We start from the raw sequence: 17,883 nt of genomic DNA on the forward strand, positions 1-17,883 counted from the left end.
ATTTCTCGGCTAGTGAGAGAGAGTCTATCTTTCTCTAAAAAAATGGAGAATCACGTTGGAGCTGTTTGGTATTTTATCCATGACTACAATGCACAGCAAAGCAAAGGATTAAGCCGCTATCACTACTACCGAATCACCACCCTGTCGCAATTCGCCATTAGCTAAAGTGTAGATCAAAACATTTTTACAATCACTGATCACTAGAGGTGAATGGGTTGTCAGCACAAACTGACAATTTGGGAAAGTTTCGGTCAGGCGCTCGCAGAGGCGACGTTGCCAAGAGGGATGTAGATGCAAATCGACTTCATCAATCAAAACGATACCATCGCCTGCTAAAGGATTTTCTAAGGCAGGGTTCAGCATGGCTAGACGGCGGGCAATATCACCAACAAGAGCCATTAGGGATTTTTCGCCTTGTGAAAGTTGGGCGACGTTGAGGGTTTCACCATTTTTGTCCACTGCCATGTAGAGACGAGGCCTACGACGGACTCTAAGGTTATCCATATGGGGCATAAATCGGCCAATGGCGGTGCGAACTGCTGTTAATTGCCGATCTTTAGCTGAGGCATTGCGTTCATTTAACCATCGCCATAAGTTTTGATTGGTTTCAGCTAGTGGTCTTAGTTGGTTGAGAACGTCTTCAGGAACTCCTGATTCATTTTCGGTATCTTCCCGTTCTCGGAACCATTCAAAAAAGCGGCGAAAGTCAACGCCCTGACTTAAGGAGTTATCATGACCGTCCAATTGCAAAAAGGTATGCTTAGTCCTAATTTTTAGTGGAATATCGAGTACGACACGCTCGACAGGATAAAACGCAATTAGGGGTAGGCTAGTTTTGTCATCATGGGTGAGGGCATCACGATAACGATTGGCCAAGCGCGTACAGTCATTAAGGTTGCTATTATATTGGCCTTTACGTCCTTTTCTATTTTTTGCAAGAATCCATCTGAAATAAGGGTCAATCTCGCTTTGATCGGGATTGTTTAATGATTTGGAGAAATCCGAGACTTTGATTTCAATGCTGCCAGCATTAGCAGTATTAAATATGGCATCTTCAGAAATAGGGTTACCACTCCCTTTTTCTGTAAGTAAACGAGCAGTAAACCAACTAAGAGAAGTTGCTAATGCTTTTAGTATAGCAGTTTTACCAGCCCCGTTATTACCAACAAAAACGGTAATGTTGCTTGGGTTTTGCTCTGTAGGCGCCAAGGAAATTTCCAGCTTTTCAAATAGCCCGATGTTATTTAAGATGACCTGTTGAATTTCCATATCGGTGAGAGTGGCGAGGGATATGCTGACTGCTGATAGACTAGGTATAAAACCGTAAAACAGTTAGGAAATAGTGAAAAGTTCTGGCTTCCTAATCGCTAAATAAAACTATAAGTTAAACTCCATCGCGATGACGGCGATCGGCGATAAAAGACTCCACCAATTTAACATCTTCGACACTACCGATCACTAAAGGTGTGCGGGTGTGTAATTTATCGGGAACGATATCTAAAAGATTTGTCACCCCATCACTAGCTTTACCTCCTGCCTGTTCAATTAAAAAAGCAAGGGGGGCAGTTTCATAAATTAAGCGCAATTTTCCCTGGGGATTTTTAACAGTACCCGGATAGAGAAAAACACCACCCTGCATTATAATTCGATGGATATCTCCCACTAATGCCCCACTGTAACGGGCCGTGTAACCATCATGACGGTGGACATAACGGGTATAGTCGCGAATTGCCTCATCCCACTGCCAAAAATTGCCCTCATTGGTACTATAAATCGGCCCATGATCAGGGATAATAATATTCTCTTGGGCGAGGATAAATTCCCCTAAACTGGGGTCAAGGACAAAGGCATGAACACCGCGACCGATCGAGTAAACTAAAATAGTCGAGGGTCCGTAGAGAATATAACCGGCGGCTATTTGTTGACGACCATTTTGCAGTAAATCCCGCGCCTCTCCGTCTAAATCATTGTCTTCCTGTTGCCGGATGGCAAAAATCGAACCGACATTAAGATTAATATCCACATTGGAAGAACCATCGATCGGGTCGTAGAGTAGGGTATAGCGACCGATGGGGCAGTTTTCTGGAATATAATAGGGTTTATCCATTTCCTCGGAAGCAAGACGGCAAACTAAACCACTTTGCTTAAAAACCGAGATAAATACTTCATTGGCAAAAACGTCCATTTTCTTGACTGATTCCCCTTGTACGTTGGTTTCTCCAGTAAAACCTAGTACATCCGCCATTAATCCCGCTTTACTGAGACGACGGGCAATTAATTTCCCCGCTAGGGCAATTCGACTCATAATTGCGCTTAAATCCTGCGCGTCGGGGGAAAAACTTTGTAGTTGTTGCAGGACGTGACGGGAGAGGGTGGTACAATCTCGATCGAGGCTATGTTCGGGGATAGAAAAGGGAATATTGCTAACCATAACTGTAATTGCCAGTAATAAAGTAAAAAAGGGAAACCCGTCTAGTCTCAATTGTGACTATGATTTTATCCTAGCCAAGATTTTCCCTATTGCTGGCCAATTTTTAGATCAGTTTTAGAGTTGGCTAATTTTCCCCTCATTGATCATTAAATTTTGGGTAATAAGTAGCTGGTTATAATTAATTCGATCCCCCCTTGATAAGGGGGGTGTCTGACAGTTTTTAACACCTAACTACTTACTTGCCCTCTCAATTTAAGTCGATGGGGATACACCGGGCAAGCGTCTATATTTCAAGTAATAGGCAAAACCTGTTATTAAAACAATAACTATTGTGCCGATACCTAAATAGTTAGGAACAAAAAAAGCTGCCGCAATGGTGTTAATTTCTCCCGGTTTTAAATGCCAAATTAACTGATCATCAACTTTTTCTACCGGGGGATTTAATCCTGAGTCATCTTCAATATTTTGACCAGCGAAGGGAGTCTTTAAAGCGAAGTCGATAGCGACTAAAGAACCGGGACTAACGATAATATTTCCCTGTTCAGAAAGTACGCCTAAAGCCCGCAGATCAACGGTTAATTTTAAGTTTTTCTGAGTCAAAAAGAAGCAATCTTGTTCTGTAACTGCCAGTTTTGAATCTAGTTGCAATAACTTAAGATCATCAGTATCGGCGGAATTTTTGATTTTAAAGGAAGAACTAGGATCAAAAAATTGATTGAATTTTTCCTCTAATTCCTGACCATTACTAAAGGGAATAGTCACAATTATTTCTCGTTCGGAAATATGAGCGGTTTTCCCCTTAAGTAATTTTGCCCTCTGTTCGATACTATTTAACCATTTAGTGGCTTCGGTTTGACTGAGACTGGTTAAGCGTTGTCCGAGGGTAATATGTTGAATAATTTCCCCGTGGTGTTGGTGGGGAAAATTAATGCCCACATCGTAACGGACACAGCCAGTTAAAAAGAGAAAAATACCGCATAAAAAGGGCAGAATAAAGCGGGTTTTCCCGATTTTTTCGGTGGTTGGTTGATTCATAATTAATCTTCTTCTAAGTCGTCATAACTTGCTGAACTGCCACCGCTAACCGTAACTAGATCGATTTGCTGACGATAATAGTCTACATCTTTTACTTCCACTTCTACCTCATCACCGAGACGATAGGCAACGCGATTTTTCCGTCCTACCAAACAGCTATGACGAGCGCGATATTCATACCAATCATCCTTGAGAGAAGAAACATGAACCAACCCTTCCACTAATAAATCGGAAATTTCCACGAAGAAACCATAGGATTGTACACCGGTAATTAAGCCGCGAAAAACTTGACCCATTCTTTCTTTCATTTTCTCGGCTTTTTTCAATCCTTCTAGGTCTTGTTCCGCATCTTCAGCAATTTTTGAGCGATCATTGAGATGGGAAATAATCAGGTGACTTTCTTCTTCTAACTCCTCCTGAATTTGACTTGGTAGAATATTCCAATGAATCTGTCCATGACAGCTATTACTGCCCAAATTAACCCCGACTTTGACGATTTTGCTGCGGCGATCTTTCCCCTCTGTTAATAGGATTTTTAACACCCGTTGTACCCAAAGATCGGCATATCTTTGCAGGGGTGATAGACAGTGGGTATAATTGCCAGGATAGGCCAAACCAAAATGGTGTAAAGGATGGCTGCTATATCTAACTAATTTGAGAGTTTCTTGCAGGAGATAATTGAGGACTTTCACCGATGTGGAAGCGGAAAAAATGCGGGTGAGATTTTGATAGTCATTGGGTTTAATCTCCTCCTCGGCAGTTAAATTTAATTCTGCCCCTAAATTATTGGCTAATTTGAGTAAATCCTCCAATTCATCCCAATCCGGTTCCGATTGTCCACAGTAGATACAGGGTAAGTTTAAAGCTTGCAAATGTTCAGCGACGACTTTGCCGGCTAAAATTGCCACTTCTGTCAGTAAAGAACGGGCCGGTAAATTATTAGAAGCGAGAACAGTCCCCCCCCGTCCTTCGTCTTTGTAGGGAGAGATTTTGTCTAATTGAATATCAAAACTACCCCGCTGCAGACGTTGGGATTTTAGGGTGGGGCAAACGCTAAAAAATAAATCTTTCAGGGTTTCAACGGTATCGGTGGGGGCAGCTTCGCTATCTTCTTCACTGAGCAGATCGCGCACCTGTTGATAGGTAAAATGTTGATCCACTTGGATGAGGCTGCGGGTGATTTCGTACTCCACTAGCTCCCCCTTGTCATCGAGGGTGACGAGGATAGAAATAGCGGGGCGCTGTTCTTGCGGTGACAGGGAACAACGACTGGTAACGGCAGCTGGGACTAATGGCAGCACTTTTTCGCCTAAATAGACGGCAGTTCCCCGTTTTTTGGCAACTTTATCCAATAATCCGCCCCGTTCAATGTAACGGACTACATCGCTGATATGAATGGCGACTCGCCAGCGATTTTGGTTGATTTTCTCTAAAGAAAAGGCATTTTCAATGATTGGGGGATAATCCAGGGGGTTGTCATCTTCGATGGTAAAGGTGAAGAGTGGGGTTAAATCTCGCAGTTGTTCTTTTTCGCCACTATCGAAGAAATCCGCTAAATTATCGGCAATTTCAAGGGCTTCCGGCGGAAAATTATGGGGTAGATCGTGTTTACAGGAGACGATATCCGTGTCGGCAGCGGCCTCGGCCGTGGAACCGAGAACGCGAGTAACTTTACCGATGGGAGGCATTTCCCCTAGGGGATAACGGAGGACGGAAACATGAACGAGGTGATCGATGTTTTCTTGGAGGTTTTGACCATTTTCGAGGAGATTAAGGGTAAATTTCAGGCGATCATCCAGGGGAACCGCCACAAACTGCTCATTTTCCTGTTTTACTTGCGCTAGAAGCGAAGGATTAGCTCGTTCGAGAATTAATCTCACCTCTCCCTCCGGGGAACGACGACGGGTCCCCTCGCGGATGATTTTGACTAAAACTCGATCGCCATTCCAAGCGTTACTTAAATGATTTTTCGAGACGTAGATGTCATCAGCATCTTCGCTATCTTGGATAGCAAAGCAAAATTCTTTACTGGAACAGCGCAGCTTTGCTTCTACGATATTTTCCTCGATCACACGACGATAGCGCCCGCGTTCTTTGGCAACCATTCCCAGACGTTCTAAAGCATCGAGAATCACTTGCAATTTTTCGCAGCTTTCGGGATCGTCTTCGCAGCCCAGTTTTTTTTCGAGAAGTTTACCCGTAGCTAATTTATCATCACTAAGATGAGAGAGGAGTGTGGCGATCGAGAAGTCCATCTGACAATAATCCTTACTTACAAGACACTGACGGAATCGTGAATAATTAAGTTTAAATACTTAATAATGAGAAGATTGATTTAAACCATTGACTCCAGAGATTATCTCTATCGGGCTAATTGCGATCGCTGGTGGTGACAGTGAAGGTAAACTGACCAAGCATCGAACACCCGAACCTACCGAAGAGAATTATCGAAGCCTTCGTTAGTATAAGCCAATAGCGAACACCGGTAAACTTTTCGGCGATCGCTAGTCTTTCTGGCAGAAGCTTCAGCCTAGTAGAATCTTGTTACTGTGGGCAAGGCTAATCCTAGAACTGAAAATTTTATCTAACCTTTAATCTTAGCAAGAACTTGCTACATTTTTCCATAATTGCGATAGAGTATTCTAATATAAGTACAAAAGAACTCGAAAAAGTCACCATGCTGCAAAAGTTACGCCAACGTTACCCCCAAGTTGCCCTGATTAGTGAGTTAGTTCAAATCGATCACGGCAAGTATATTGTGAAAGCGATCGTCGAAATTGAGGGAAAAACGGTCGTTACAGGTTTAGCTGCGGCAGATACGGTGGAAATCGCCGAAGATAGAGCCAGAGAACGGGCTTTACTGCTTTTAGAGGCTGAAAGCACCCCCGATCTCCAGCTTGTGGAAAAAATCAGCCCCAATAATATTTCTCTACCAGAAGATTTACCTAAACCCGTCGCTAGTGCCAAAAAATCGACCAAAACGGCTAAAGTCACTGAAATACCTCGTCCTGAAGCTAAAATTGAGCCGGAATTACCCCAAGTTAAGGATATTCCCCCAGCTAAAATTGAGCCGGAATTACCCCCAGTTAAGGATATTCCCCCAGCTAAAATTGAACCGGAATTACCCCCAGTTAAGGATATTCCTTTACCAGAACCAGAGCCTTTATTATTAGAAATGGAAACCGATAATTACTCCTTATTATCAGAATTGCCAGAAGAAGCGAGTTTAACTGAAGAAGAACTCCCGGCACCGGAACCAGTTGTTGTTATTCCCGAAGAAATCGATTATTCAGTTCTTAAAACTAAAATTGATGTGGAGATGAAACGATTAGCTTGGACTACAGAAAAAGGTCGGGAATATCTGATTTCTACCTATGGCAAAAAGTCCCGTTTACTGCTAACTAATGAGGAGTTATTAGAATTCTATAACTACTTATCTAGTATCAGTGCCTAATCACTAAACCTGCTGCATAAATCAAAAATCTTCCGTTAAGTGAGGAGTCAAGAGCCAGTATTCTCCGAGTCAGGAGAAGCAGAAAGAAATAGATTATTTCCTGGCAGTAGAAAAGCGATCTTTTTCTGGAAAAATCCTTAAATTAAGGACTTTAAGAGCAAGTCTGCGATTAAAAACTCACTTTTGCGGGAGATATAATAAAAAAGGAAGCTATTAACTGCCAGTATTTTTTTCCCTATCTCCCTATCTCACTGATAACCGATAACCGATAACCGATAACTGATAACTGATAACTGATAACTGATAACTGAATTAGTTTCTCACCGCTTCTGTTTCCACTTCTTTGGGAACAACAACTGGCACTCCGCTGACTGTTTCGATTTGATAAATAACGCGACTTAATTGGGAAGGACAACAGAGAGGATCCGTGTCTTTATAGCGATTAAAAACCACAATAATTCGATCGCTATTTTGTAAAACAATTCTCTGAGATGCTCCATCAGCGCGGGAATCCATCGGTCGCGGGGAAAGAGTGCCAGCGAATTTACCATCGACAAAAACAAAGTCTTGATAACCCATCGGTCGGCACATTCCATCCACTCCACTCATGGCCGAAATAACGCTAGTTTTACCATAGGTTTGCACGGCTCCGTACAGTAACCATCCTGCTTTATTAAGCGCTTGATCATTGGCAGTAATTGCCGGACGAACCTGTTCACGACACTGGTTATCAATCACGGTTTTAACGGGAGATTTTGGGATAGGTGCCTTGGCTTTATTCCAATTAGTTAACGGTCGATCAAACCAAGCTCGCGGAGTCTCTTTTTCTGGGGTTTGGCTAATAACTTCTAATAGCTTCCATGTTTCCGAATTTTGATTATTAGCTGGATTAGAGACGGTTTCAACGCTAACTTTAATTTGATATAAAAATCCTGGTTTATAATCAAATCCCTCGATACTATTGGCGAACAATCTCCAGTTTTCCTCTGGTTTTTCTCGCATCTGTAAACAGTCTTTGGTTGGGCCTTGGCCACAGGGTTGTTTCCTAGAATTGATATAAATTGTCTTTTCCGTGCGCGTGGTGGTCGGTGCGGGGGTAAAAGTGAGGATTCCTAAACCTTCGGGAGTACGATAAAATAATTGTAAATCGCCTTTAGCTGTCACTTGGAATTGTTCCACTCCTTGCAAGGCAGCGAGATATTGATTTTCTTGTTTCATCTGCGGTTCCGGACAAGCTTTTTTGGTAGTAGCGATCGCTTGGTTGATCTGGAACGTGCCATTATTGACTTGATAGCCGGTATTATACTGGTTGCATCCGGCCGAACCACTGAGGATATTTTTCTGGAAAGCGGCAGTAATTTCCGTTTCTTTGACCAAACTTCCGGCTGTCCAACCCCTTAGTTTCCATCGAGTCCCCTCCAAAGGGGAAGTATTAGCGATCGCTACTTTCCCCGCTAAAGCACAACTTAGGGCAATTGTCAAGAAAATTCCCGTTTTTTTGGCGTTCAAAATTGCTATTCTCCTCGTCAAAGCAACAATTGTATTATGGCGTGGGGTAATCGACTGAGTGGTTAGGATAATTTTTAGGATTTCTCTTTCTGACCATCCCGTGACGGATTAAGAGAGAACAAGTTCCCTCAAACCTTAACCCAGTCAGAAAGTCATCGTTGTCAATAATCACTTTTTGCCCTCAAATGGACAAAAGTTGACCCCGGTCCACCTTAAGCAGTACAATAAAAATCTTGAGTGACCCCTTAAACAAAAAAAACATCATGGCACAAGGACAAGGATTCGGATTCGGTCTCGGTAAGATTAAAGAACTACAAGACGCTTTCCAAAAAGCGCAACAGGTGCAACAAGGGGCTAAAGTTCTGCAAGAAGAACTGGAAACTATGGAAATTCCAGGCGAAAGTGAAAATGGCTTGGTGACAGTCTATCTCAGTGGCAACCAAGAACCCCGGGGTATTGAAATCGACCCTTCTCTCCTCTCCCAAGATCTGGAGATTGTGGCTGGGTCTATTCTAGAAGCCATGAAAGCCGCCTATGATGCCTCCACGGAAACCATGCGCAGCAAAATGGAAGAACTGACCATGGGTTTAAATATCTCCAGTATGTAATCGCTTTTGACCGCAATGGTAAGATGGAAAGTTGGACTAACAAACAAGGAGGTTCAACTTTGCTGACTTTGGGTGTCAATATCGACCATGTGGCCACAATTCGCCAAGCGCGTCAGACCGTGGAACCGGATCCCGTGGCGGCGGCAGTTTTGTCCGAAATCGGTGGTGCTGATGGCATTACCGTTCACTTGCGCGAGGATCGTCGTCATATCCAAGATCGCGATGTGCGGATTCTCCGGCAAACGGTGCGGACTCATCTGAATCTGGAAATGGCCCCGACGGAGGAAATGATCGCCATTGCTCTCGATATTAAACCCGATTATGTCACCCTTGTCCCCGAAAAGCGCCAGGAAGTGACCACGGAAGGGGGGATCGATATGCTGGGCAATTTTGACCGTTTTTGTCGGGTTGTAGAGCACCTGCAATCGGCTAATATCCCCGTTAGTTGGTTTATTGATGCCGATTTTGCCCAAATTCAAGCGGCCGCTAATACGGGGGCGAAATTTATTGAACTCCATACCGGTCAATACGCCGAAGCACAACAGGAGAGCGATTGTCAAGCAGCATTAACAATTCTTAAAGAAGGTTGTGAATACGCTTCCTCTCTGGGTTTGCGGGTGAATGCTGGTCACGGTTTGACCTATTGGAATGTTTATCCCGTCGCCTGTTTGCCCAATATGGAAGAATTGAACATTGGTCACACAATTATCAGTCGTGCGGTTTTGGTCGGGTTGGAACGGGCTGTTAGGGAAATGAAATTGGCTATGCGTGGACAATTGTAAAAGCCATCAGCTATCAGCTAATCTCCCGACTAACGAACAATTACACTGAAAAATTAAAGGAAAGATGATGACAACTTATTATTATTTGGTAGCCAGTCAAAAGTTTTTAGAAGAAGAAGCGATCGAAAAGGAAGTTTTGAAGGAAAGAATCAGGAATTATCAAGAAAAAGGTCAAGAAATTGATTTTTGGTTAATTGCCAATCCAGCTTTTTTAGATACTCCCGCTTTTGCCGATATCAAAAAGAAAACTCCCCAACCGGCAGCGGCGATTGTTTCTCTCAATCAACAGTTTATTACTTGGCTAAAATTGCGTCTAGAATACGTTATTACCGGACAGTTTGAAGCTCCTTCCGATAGTATTCCCGAACCGTTAAAATAGGGCTTGTGGAGGGAAAATTGCTAGTTTTTGTCTGTGGAAGAAAATGCAGACGAAGCAATGCTCACCAGCTAACTTTGCCTTTGAGCTTGTTAATTTTTCCCTGACCGATTCCCGATACTCGATCCAAATCTTCTAGGGAAGTAAAGGGTTTTTGTTGCCGGGCTGCGATAATTTTTTCGGCTAATTTGCCACTGATACCGGGTAAACTATCTAGCTCTTCTCGCGTGGCGGTGTTTAAATTAATTAAGCGATCGCTTTTAATTGTTACAGATTGGGGGCAGTTTTTTCTATCCTGTTCGATCCGATTTTTAATAGTTTCCGGCAGTCCTAATTTAGCGGTACGGTAAAGATATTGAAATTCTCGATCAAAATGAGCGGCAACGGTGGGATTATCGATAATAACTAAAGCTTCATCGTTTTGATGGTTAGCAGCTGCTGACCAATTATGAGAACCAGTAATCACAATTTTATCATCGATTAAACCGAATTTATGGTGTAATTTATCTCCCGGGGCTAGATCGGGAACTCCTAGGGTATTAATTGGGTTTTGCCAAGGCTGATTATCTGGTTCATAACGACATTTATTACTGAGAGCAACTCCTAATAAATCTAATCCTTCGCTATAGTATCGGAAGGCAAAACTAGGATCAATTAAAGCTTTAATTTCTATCCCTTTTTGATGTCGTTGGGCGAGAATATTAGCTAGAGGCTGTTCCGTCAGGACAAACAGGGCTAAATTCACGGATTTTTCAGCTTTATTTAAAGTTTCACCGATCAGACCATTGCTAGTAATTGCCCAGGGATAAGTGATAGAATCGGGGGAAAATTTCACCGTCAGACTACTATTACCGATAGTAATTTTTTGCGGTTTTCTCTGGGGTTTATCTGACCCAAATTTAGGACGATCTTCCCTTCCCCACATCAGATTAAATTCTTTTTGAAAAACTCTAGCTAGTTGGGGATTATTAATCACTAATAAGTGATTAGCATTACCGATAGTTTCGGGATTAGAAAAGTCTCCATGAATATCACTTAAGGTATAGTTAGCTGAACTAATTAAAGTAGTGTGATGATCAATAACCATGAATTTATGGTGCATTAAACCGCTACCTTTTGAGCGATCTGCCCTATCATCAATTAGGGGAATACCAGCTTTTTTGAGGATAGTAATTGCATCTCTTTGGGCGATTTCTTCTGTACTTAATTTACCATCTCGATTTAGATCAACTAAGTCAAAAAGGTTTTGATAACGTTCCTGTTCTCGATCGCTTAATTGTTCTTGGTTTTTGGCTAAACTATTAATAGGTTGATTGTAAATATTTTCGAGAATAACCCTAACTTTAATTCCCTGTTGCTGACGAGCAACTAAAGCTTGAGCGATGGCGGGTAAACGTAACTCTTGCACCGCTAGATCGATCGAACTTTTTGCCGAGTTGATATTATCAATAATAACCTGTTCTAAATTATCCCCTGGGCGATTAATTTGGCGATAGGGATCGGTATAATTTGAACCCTGGGCTTGATTATAATTAAAATAGACTTGAACATATTGATCTTGGGGCAAGGGTTGGGGACGATTTTGGATAACATTCAGAGAATGACAGCCACCCAAAAGAAAAACTGTTCCTAACAAAAATCCTAACTGTCCCATAGTCCGAATTTTTTTTAATCTCAATTTATCTATTGCCATTTTTGTCCACATAATTATCATTATTCTAGGATTCAGGAAGGAATTTTTAGCTAAGGAGGTTCTCGGAAATCGGTATGTACTAAATTGATTATAATCAATCCTGATTCTAGATTGAAGACGATGACTTTGTCCTTGATTGCTTAAATCGCTGACCAAAGATGTGACATCTAGTTAGGGAATTTTGTTATAATCTGGGGAACAATAGCACTGTTCTTCTAGATTTGGGTTTTACCATGACTGAACTTTTACCCCAATGCAGTAATCTGGCTGGTAATGTTAACAGTATAATTGAACTATTCAAAGGCGAATCCTCTCTCCGCAATCAACAGGATACCAGCAAGATAGAAATTGCCCTACAAAAAGCCATTTCTCCCAAATTTGAAATCGTTTTTGCCGGTGCTTTTAGTGCCGGTAAATCAATGTTAATCAATGCACTTTTAGAGCGAGAATTGCTGTATAGTGCCGAAGGACACGCAACAGGTACAGAATGTTATATTGAGTACGCAGAAGCTGATGAGGAAAGAGTGGTTTTAACCTTTCTCAGCGAAGTAGAAATTCGTACTTTAGTCGATACCGTTTGTCAAAATCTGCAATTAACCAATCCTAGTAACATTAATTCCCCCGAATACTGTAGTCAGTTAAACCAATACTGTCAAAAAATTATCGAACAGGAAGGGGGTGAAGGCAAATCCGAGCGAGCTAAACAAGCTCAGGGTTTAAAATTATTAATTGAAGGATTTACTCAAAATCGTGAGCGGATCCATACGCTGCATAATGCCACCTATTCCATGGAACAATTTCACTTTTCTAATTTAGCAGAAGCGGCCAGTTTTGCCCGTCGTGGTAGCAATAGCGCGGTCTTAAAACGTCTAGAATATTACTGTCATCATCCTCTCCTTAAAGATGGTAACGTTTTGGTAGATTTGCCCGGTATTGATGCCCCAGTCAAAAAAGATGCCGCCTTAGCCTATCGTAAAATAGAGGATCCTGATACTTCAGCAGTGGTTTGTGTTTTAAAGGCTGCTTCTGCGGGAGAATTAGCCACAGAAGAAACGGAATTACTCGAAAAAATTCGCTCTAATGCTGGTATTCGTGATCGAGTTTTTTATGTTTTTAACCGCATCGATGAAACCTGGTACGCAGCCCAACTAAAACAGCGTTTAGAAAACCTGATTCAAACGCAATTTCGTGATACTTCCCGCCTCTACAAAACCAGCGGACTTTTAGGGTTTTATGGGTATCAGGTGAAAAATCAAACCAATATTAATCAGCGTTATGGTTTAGATTCTATCTTTGCCGAAAGTGTTAAAAATTTAGGAGGAGAAGAAGAAACACCGCAATTTGTCAGCGAGTTTAATAACTATTGTGCCAACTCCGGTAAATTACTGGCAACTCCCTTTAAAGTTTCCATCCACGGTTATGAAACTCCCAATAAAAATTACTTTCGAGTTTTAAGCGAGTGGGGAACTCCTTTACTAGAGCAGTTAATTGCTGATAGTGGTATCGAAGAATTTCGCACGGCAATTACTCGTTATCTCACGGAGGAAAAGCGTCCGCAATTGTTTGCTAATTTAGCCGATGATTTACAATCTCTCTGCATCACTCTCAAAAATCATTATCAAGGGATTTATAGTGATTTAGAAAGTCAACCACGAGAAATTGAGGCGATGAAAGCTCTGGAGTTAAATCACCTCAATCAAGAGTTAAAGGAAGTGGGAGAGAAATTAACTAAACATATCGATGTTTATGTCAATACTGTCGTGGTTAATAGCGATGAAAACTTTGAGGAAGACTTTAAGAAACTGAAAGCGAGAATGGTATCAAGATTGGATGAGTTATTAAATACTTTTTCTGTTAAAAATGCTTACTCGCAAGCGACTTTAACCCATCCTCGGAATGCTACAGCACCTTTATTAGCAGTATTAGTGGAAGCTTTTTATTATCTGTCTAACCAGCTAGAAGATGTGTTAATTGAGGAGTCAAGCAGTTTAATTAGTCGCTTTTGTCAGCGTCTTTTAGATGCGGTAAGACAAGGTGATTATTATCGACAAATTTACCGATTATTAGGCAATGATGGCCACCTAGAAATTCAGCTAAAACAGCTAGAATTGCAGTTAATTAATGCCTTAGTTTCCGAAGCAAAGACCGAGTGCGATCGCTATGTACGAGAAAATCATAATTTTTACAACGAAGGCACTTTTTCGATCTTTCAATTTCGGCAAACTGTGCAACAAACTGCCCAAGGTTATGACTGTGAAAGTATTCTTGCTGCCGAACCTGCTATCCGTCAATTACTTAAGTTAGATTTTGAGCCAAAAGTATCAGCAACAATTCATAAAAACTTCCGCCAAACTGTTAATAATACTCTGAAAAATCAATTGATACCAATGGCAAAAAAACAAGCGGATACTATTCTACAACAGTTCAATCAAGCTCGTTCTTATCTAGAACAAACTTTAGAACAGGAAGCGTCGGAAAAAATTGCTAATAATGCCCGCAAACAGGAAGAAATTCACCAAAAAATTGAGGATTATAACCAAGCGATCAACTCTCTCAATACTTGTTTAACTGCTATGGGTTTACAGAAAAATCATTTACCTGTAATTGGTGAACAAGAATTAGAGATTGTCCCGGAAGTTGTTAATCACTCCAGCAATTAATATGGGGGAGCGGGAAGTGGGAAGCAAGAGGAAACAATCCATTAAGTAGTCGTGCAAAATAAATTTCCCAGTGAAGAAAGGCACTCATGCAAAAGGCAAGAGGCAAGGGGGGGTTAGATATGTGTAATTAATTTGGCTTAGGTACTTAAAAACCGATTTGGTGTCAAAGCAAAAAATTAATTAAAATTAAAACTCATCGGGGGATAAGTGATCGAAGTCTTGTTATTCTTAAACTGGTAGGTTTCGAGATTTTTCTAGGCTCGCAGCTTAACCCGATCAACCGATAACCGATAGAGGGGTGCAGAATGGGAGAATGGTTAGATTTTACCGATGAGGTGGTCACTGTTAATGGCAAAGGTGAGGAAATTAAACGGGAAAAAGTCACTAATCGAGGTTATAAATATTTTTTAAGCAAAAAAACCTTTTTAGAGATGATTTCTATCCCTAGCGGTCAATACCTCATCGGTGCGCCTAAAAGCGAGTTAGGCTGGAAATTGAGTCAAAGTCCCCAATCTCTGGTTAATGTTAAAGCTTTTTGTCTGAGTCGCTACCCAATTACCCAACGACAATGGCGCGAGGTGGCAAAATTAGAACCGGTAAATATTGAACTTAATCCCTATCCGGCCCATTTTGAAGGTTACGATCGCCCCGTAGAACAAATTAACTGGTGGGAAGCGGAGGAATTTTGCGATCGCCTATCCCGTCTCACCGGACTCAATTATCGTTTACCCGCAGAAAAAGAATGGGAATACGCTTGTCGGGGAGGAACATCAACCCCTTTTCACTTTGGCCCGACAATTTCCACTGATTTAGCCAACTATTCCGGGGTGGACTGGGATTATGGGGGGAAAGTGTGCAGTTATGGTCGTTATGGGGAAGGTTCCCTAGGCTGCGATCGCCGAGAAACCACACCGGTAGGAATGTTTGCCGTCGCTAACCCTTTCGGACTCTACGATCTACACGGAAATGTCCGGGAATGGTGTGCAGATTACTGGCGCGATAACTACGAAGCAGCCACAATAGAAGATAGGGACAGACGAGTTTTACGCGGGGGTTCCTGGAATGATGGACCGAACAAATGTCGCTCGGCCTACCGGGTCAAATTTCTGGCTACTGCTGGACTCTATGATATTGGTTTTCGTGTCGTTAGCGATAATTCTCCTTCAATCTGAAAACCGATCACTGATTACCGGTGACAGGGAGGTGAAAAAATTGAAAATAGAACTACCCCAGCAAATAATCAGCGAATTTTGTCAGAAATGGCAGATATCTGAAATGTATTTATTCGGATCGGTTTTGCGGGAAGATTTTCGTCCAGACAGCGATATTGATGTACTGGTCAGTTTCCAAGATAGTGTTTCTTGGGGACTTCTGGAGTTTTCGAGGATGAAACGGGAATTAGAGAATTTATTGGGACGGAAAGTTGATTTGCTAACGAAAAAATCGATCGAGCAGAGTCATAATTGGATTCGTCAACGAGAGATTTTAGAGACAGCGCAAGTGATTTATGTGGCGGGATAAGGCTTTTTTACTAGATATTGTCCGAGCCGGTCAATTAGCTCAACAATTTGCCGATCAACCAGCAAAATTTGCAGGTGTTTGTCAGACAAATTTTGAAAATGTACCGATCCTCGATCGAGAGCTAGAATTGATTTTAGAGACAATAAAGGTAATTTAACCAAATGATTACTAACTTTGACCATAACTATCTTTCCCCGGAAGATTATTTAGCAACGGAGAGAATGGCCAAGGATAAACACGAATACATTCGCGGTCAAACCTACGCCATGGCTGGTGCAAGTAAAGCCCACGGTATGATTATTATCAACTTAGCCACACTTTTAAAAAACCGGCTGCGGGGTAGTGGTTGTCTTGTCTATGCCACAGATATGAAAGTTCGTCTAGAAATAGCTAATAGTTATTTTTATCCCGATCTTGTGGTCACTTGCGACTCGCGAGATAATCGGTCTTTCTCGGAAGATTTTATCCGTTATCCGCGCTTGATTGTAGAAGTATTATCCCCCACTACTGCTGCCTTTGACCGGGGCGATAAATTTGCCGACTATCGTTCCCTTGAAACTTTAGAAGAATACGTTCTTATCAGTCAAGAACGCATCAGTGTAGATTGTTTTCGTCTCAATGATGAAGGATTTTGGGTTCTTTATCCCTACAGCAAAGGAGCAGATATTTATCTAGCTAGTATCGATTTTCACTGTGCGATCGAATCTTTATACGAAGATATAACAGAAATCTGTTAAAAAATCAGATCAGTTTTTTTCTGTTTACTATTTACTTTTTACTTGATTAATGCTTGTCATCCTCTCCGCTATTATTCCAGTGGGTTTTATCATCCTCATCGGTGTGATAGCAGGAAAAATTCTCACTGTTGAAGTGCATTCCCTTTCCCAAATCACGGTGTATATTCTTGCTCCCGCTTTGGTGATTGATGGACTCTATCGCACCACTTTATCCGGCAGCAATATCGGTTTAATTCTCCTAGGTTTTGCTCTTATTTCACTGGTAATGGTGATTGTCGTCGAAATTATCGCCTATTGTCTTAGTCTCGATGCTGATACCCGCAAAAGCCTCATGGCTGCCGCTGTGATGCCCAATAACGGTAATATGGGTTTACCTGTGGCTAGTTTTGCCCTGGGTGCGGCTGGACTGGAAAGAGCGATAATCTATATGATTGGTTCTAGTATTCTTTTATTTGGTATTAGTCCCGCTTATTTGCGAGGAAAAAGCTTTCTTTCCGGATTTCGCTTAGTTTTTCAATTGCCCTTAGTCTGGTCAATTTTTATCGGCATTAGCTTTCAAACTTTCTCTTTTCATCTTCCCCTGCAATTAGATAAAAGTATTAGCTATCTAGGACAAGCGGCAATTCCTTTGGCTTTAATTATCTTAGGTATCCAATTATCTCAGCAAAAATTAGCGATCGGTAAATTAGAATTATTAGCGGCCTGTTTGCGTCTTTTAGTCGCTCCTCTTTTGGCATTTGCGATCGGCAATAGTTTAGGATTAACCGGTATGGATCTAAAAATTCTTATCCTACAAAGTGCCATGCCCACCGCCGTTAATACCGTCATTTTAGTCACAGAATTCGGTGGTTCGGCCGCTTTGATGGCCCGCACAGTTGTGGTCACTACCCTTGCTAGTTTTCTGACTATTCCTTTCTTTCTTTGGTTATTAAAAGTCTATTTAGGGTTTGCTGAATAAAGCTAAAAACCTTACAGGAAAAGGCTTTTAGCTAGATTGAGAGTCGCTCAGGTGCCCCTGAATCTGCTAAAATTACTCAAAACCCTTGCATCTTCTCTCCTTAGTACCAATGTATCGCA

General features: G+C 41.7%; 16 protein-coding genes. 10 read left to right on the forward strand and 6 right to left on the reverse strand.

Going from position 1 to position 17,883, the window contains the following annotated elements; translation table 11 throughout:
• Positions 1–108: 108 nt before the first annotated feature.
• The 4 genes from IM479_RS21940 to IM479_RS21955 form a co-directional block, all read right to left on the reverse strand.
• Complete coding sequence (locus IM479_RS21940) at positions 109–1,269, reverse strand: AAA family ATPase (protein WP_287686931.1); 1,161 nt, start codon at positions 1,267–1,269, stop codon at positions 109–111.
• A 115-nt stretch (positions 1,270–1,384) separates the two neighbouring features.
• Entirely contained in the window at positions 1,385–2,431 is a 1,047-nt protein-coding gene (gene fbp, locus IM479_RS21945; protein WP_287686933.1) for a class 1 fructose-bisphosphatase, read from the reverse strand.
• 252 nt (positions 2,432–2,683) lie between these two features.
• Positions 2,684–3,466 carry a DUF3153 domain-containing protein gene (locus IM479_RS21950; RefSeq protein WP_287686935.1) on the reverse strand — a complete coding sequence of 261 codons (783 nt, stop codon included), beginning with the start codon at positions 3,464–3,466 and terminating at the stop codon, positions 2,684–2,686.
• A 2-nt stretch (positions 3,467–3,468) separates the two neighbouring features.
• Entirely contained in the window at positions 3,469–5,721 is a 2,253-nt protein-coding gene (locus tag IM479_RS21955; RefSeq protein ID WP_287686937.1) for a ribonuclease R family protein, read from the reverse strand.
• 422 nt (positions 5,722–6,143) lie between these two features.
• Between IM479_RS21955 and IM479_RS21960 the strand changes: the two genes are divergently transcribed.
• Positions 6,144–6,920 carry a slr1353 family protein gene (locus tag IM479_RS21960; RefSeq protein ID WP_287686938.1) on the forward strand — a complete coding sequence of 259 codons (777 nt, stop codon included), beginning with the start codon at positions 6,144–6,146 and terminating at the stop codon, positions 6,918–6,920.
• 312 nt (positions 6,921–7,232) lie between these two features.
• Here the strand turns inward: IM479_RS21960 and IM479_RS21965 are convergent, their stop codons facing one another.
• Positions 7,233–8,429, reverse strand: coding sequence for a DUF4377 domain-containing protein (locus IM479_RS21965; protein ID WP_287686940.1), 1,197 nt, complete (start codon positions 8,427–8,429; stop codon positions 7,233–7,235).
• Positions 8,430–8,692: 263 nt separating this feature from the next.
• Between IM479_RS21965 and IM479_RS21970 the strand changes: the two genes are divergently transcribed.
• From IM479_RS21970 to IM479_RS21980, 3 genes are all read left to right on the forward strand, one after another.
• Positions 8,693–9,037, forward strand: a complete 345-nt coding sequence (locus IM479_RS21970; RefSeq protein ID WP_024970320.1) for a YbaB/EbfC family nucleoid-associated protein — start codon at positions 8,693–8,695, stop codon at positions 9,035–9,037.
• 59 nt (positions 9,038–9,096) lie between these two features.
• Positions 9,097–9,819 (forward strand): pyridoxine 5'-phosphate synthase, encoded by a 723-nt coding sequence (locus IM479_RS21975; protein ID WP_287686950.1) that lies wholly within the window; start codon positions 9,097–9,099, stop codon positions 9,817–9,819.
• Positions 9,820–9,886: 67 nt separating this feature from the next.
• Positions 9,887–10,198, forward strand: a complete 312-nt coding sequence (locus tag IM479_RS21980) for an MgPME-cyclase complex family protein (protein WP_002797828.1) — start codon at positions 9,887–9,889, stop codon at positions 10,196–10,198.
• Positions 10,199–10,259: 61 nt separating this feature from the next.
• On the opposite strand, the gene IM479_RS21985 is transcribed toward IM479_RS21980, so the two are convergent.
• Positions 10,260–11,900 carry a DUF655 domain-containing protein gene (locus IM479_RS21985; RefSeq protein ID WP_287686941.1) on the reverse strand — a complete coding sequence of 547 codons (1,641 nt, stop codon included), beginning with the start codon at positions 11,898–11,900 and terminating at the stop codon, positions 10,260–10,262.
• A 221-nt stretch (positions 11,901–12,121) separates the two neighbouring features.
• Here IM479_RS21985 and IM479_RS21990 point away from each other — a divergent pair, with 221 nt between their 5' ends.
• The 6 genes from IM479_RS21990 (at position 12,122) to IM479_RS22015 (ending at position 17,764) form a co-directional block, all read left to right on the forward strand.
• The gene (locus IM479_RS21990) at positions 12,122–14,548 is read left to right on the forward strand and encodes a dynamin family protein (protein WP_287686943.1); all 2,427 of its coding nucleotides are present in this window, start codon (positions 12,122–12,124) and stop codon (positions 14,546–14,548) included.
• A 305-nt stretch (positions 14,549–14,853) separates the two neighbouring features.
• A complete protein-coding gene (locus tag IM479_RS21995; protein WP_286825285.1) occupies positions 14,854–15,720 on the forward strand; it encodes a formylglycine-generating enzyme family protein in 867 nt (288 codons plus the stop codon).
• A 40-nt stretch (positions 15,721–15,760) separates the two neighbouring features.
• Complete coding sequence (locus IM479_RS22000) at positions 15,761–16,069, forward strand: nucleotidyltransferase family protein (RefSeq protein ID WP_287677356.1); 309 nt, start codon at positions 15,761–15,763, stop codon at positions 16,067–16,069.
• On the forward strand, positions 16,056–16,226 hold the full coding sequence (locus IM479_RS22005; RefSeq protein WP_287686945.1) for a hypothetical protein: 171 nt from the start codon (positions 16,056–16,058) through the stop codon (positions 16,224–16,226). The genes IM479_RS22000 and IM479_RS22005 overlap by 14 nt, the downstream gene beginning before the upstream one ends.
• Positions 16,227–16,230: 4 nt before the next feature.
• On the forward strand, positions 16,231–16,806 hold the full coding sequence (locus IM479_RS22010) for a Uma2 family endonuclease (RefSeq protein WP_287686946.1): 576 nt from the start codon (positions 16,231–16,233) through the stop codon (positions 16,804–16,806).
• A gap of 49 nt (positions 16,807–16,855) precedes the next feature.
• Positions 16,856–17,764 (forward strand): AEC family transporter, encoded by a 909-nt coding sequence (locus tag IM479_RS22015; protein WP_287686948.1) that lies wholly within the window; start codon positions 16,856–16,858, stop codon positions 17,762–17,764.
• Positions 17,765–17,883: the final 119 nt, after the last annotated feature.

Origin of the sequence: Microcystis sp. M165S2 (assembly GCF_020245885.1) — a bacterium.
Taxonomy (GTDB): domain Bacteria; phylum Cyanobacteriota; class Cyanobacteriia; order Cyanobacteriales; family Microcystaceae; genus Microcystis.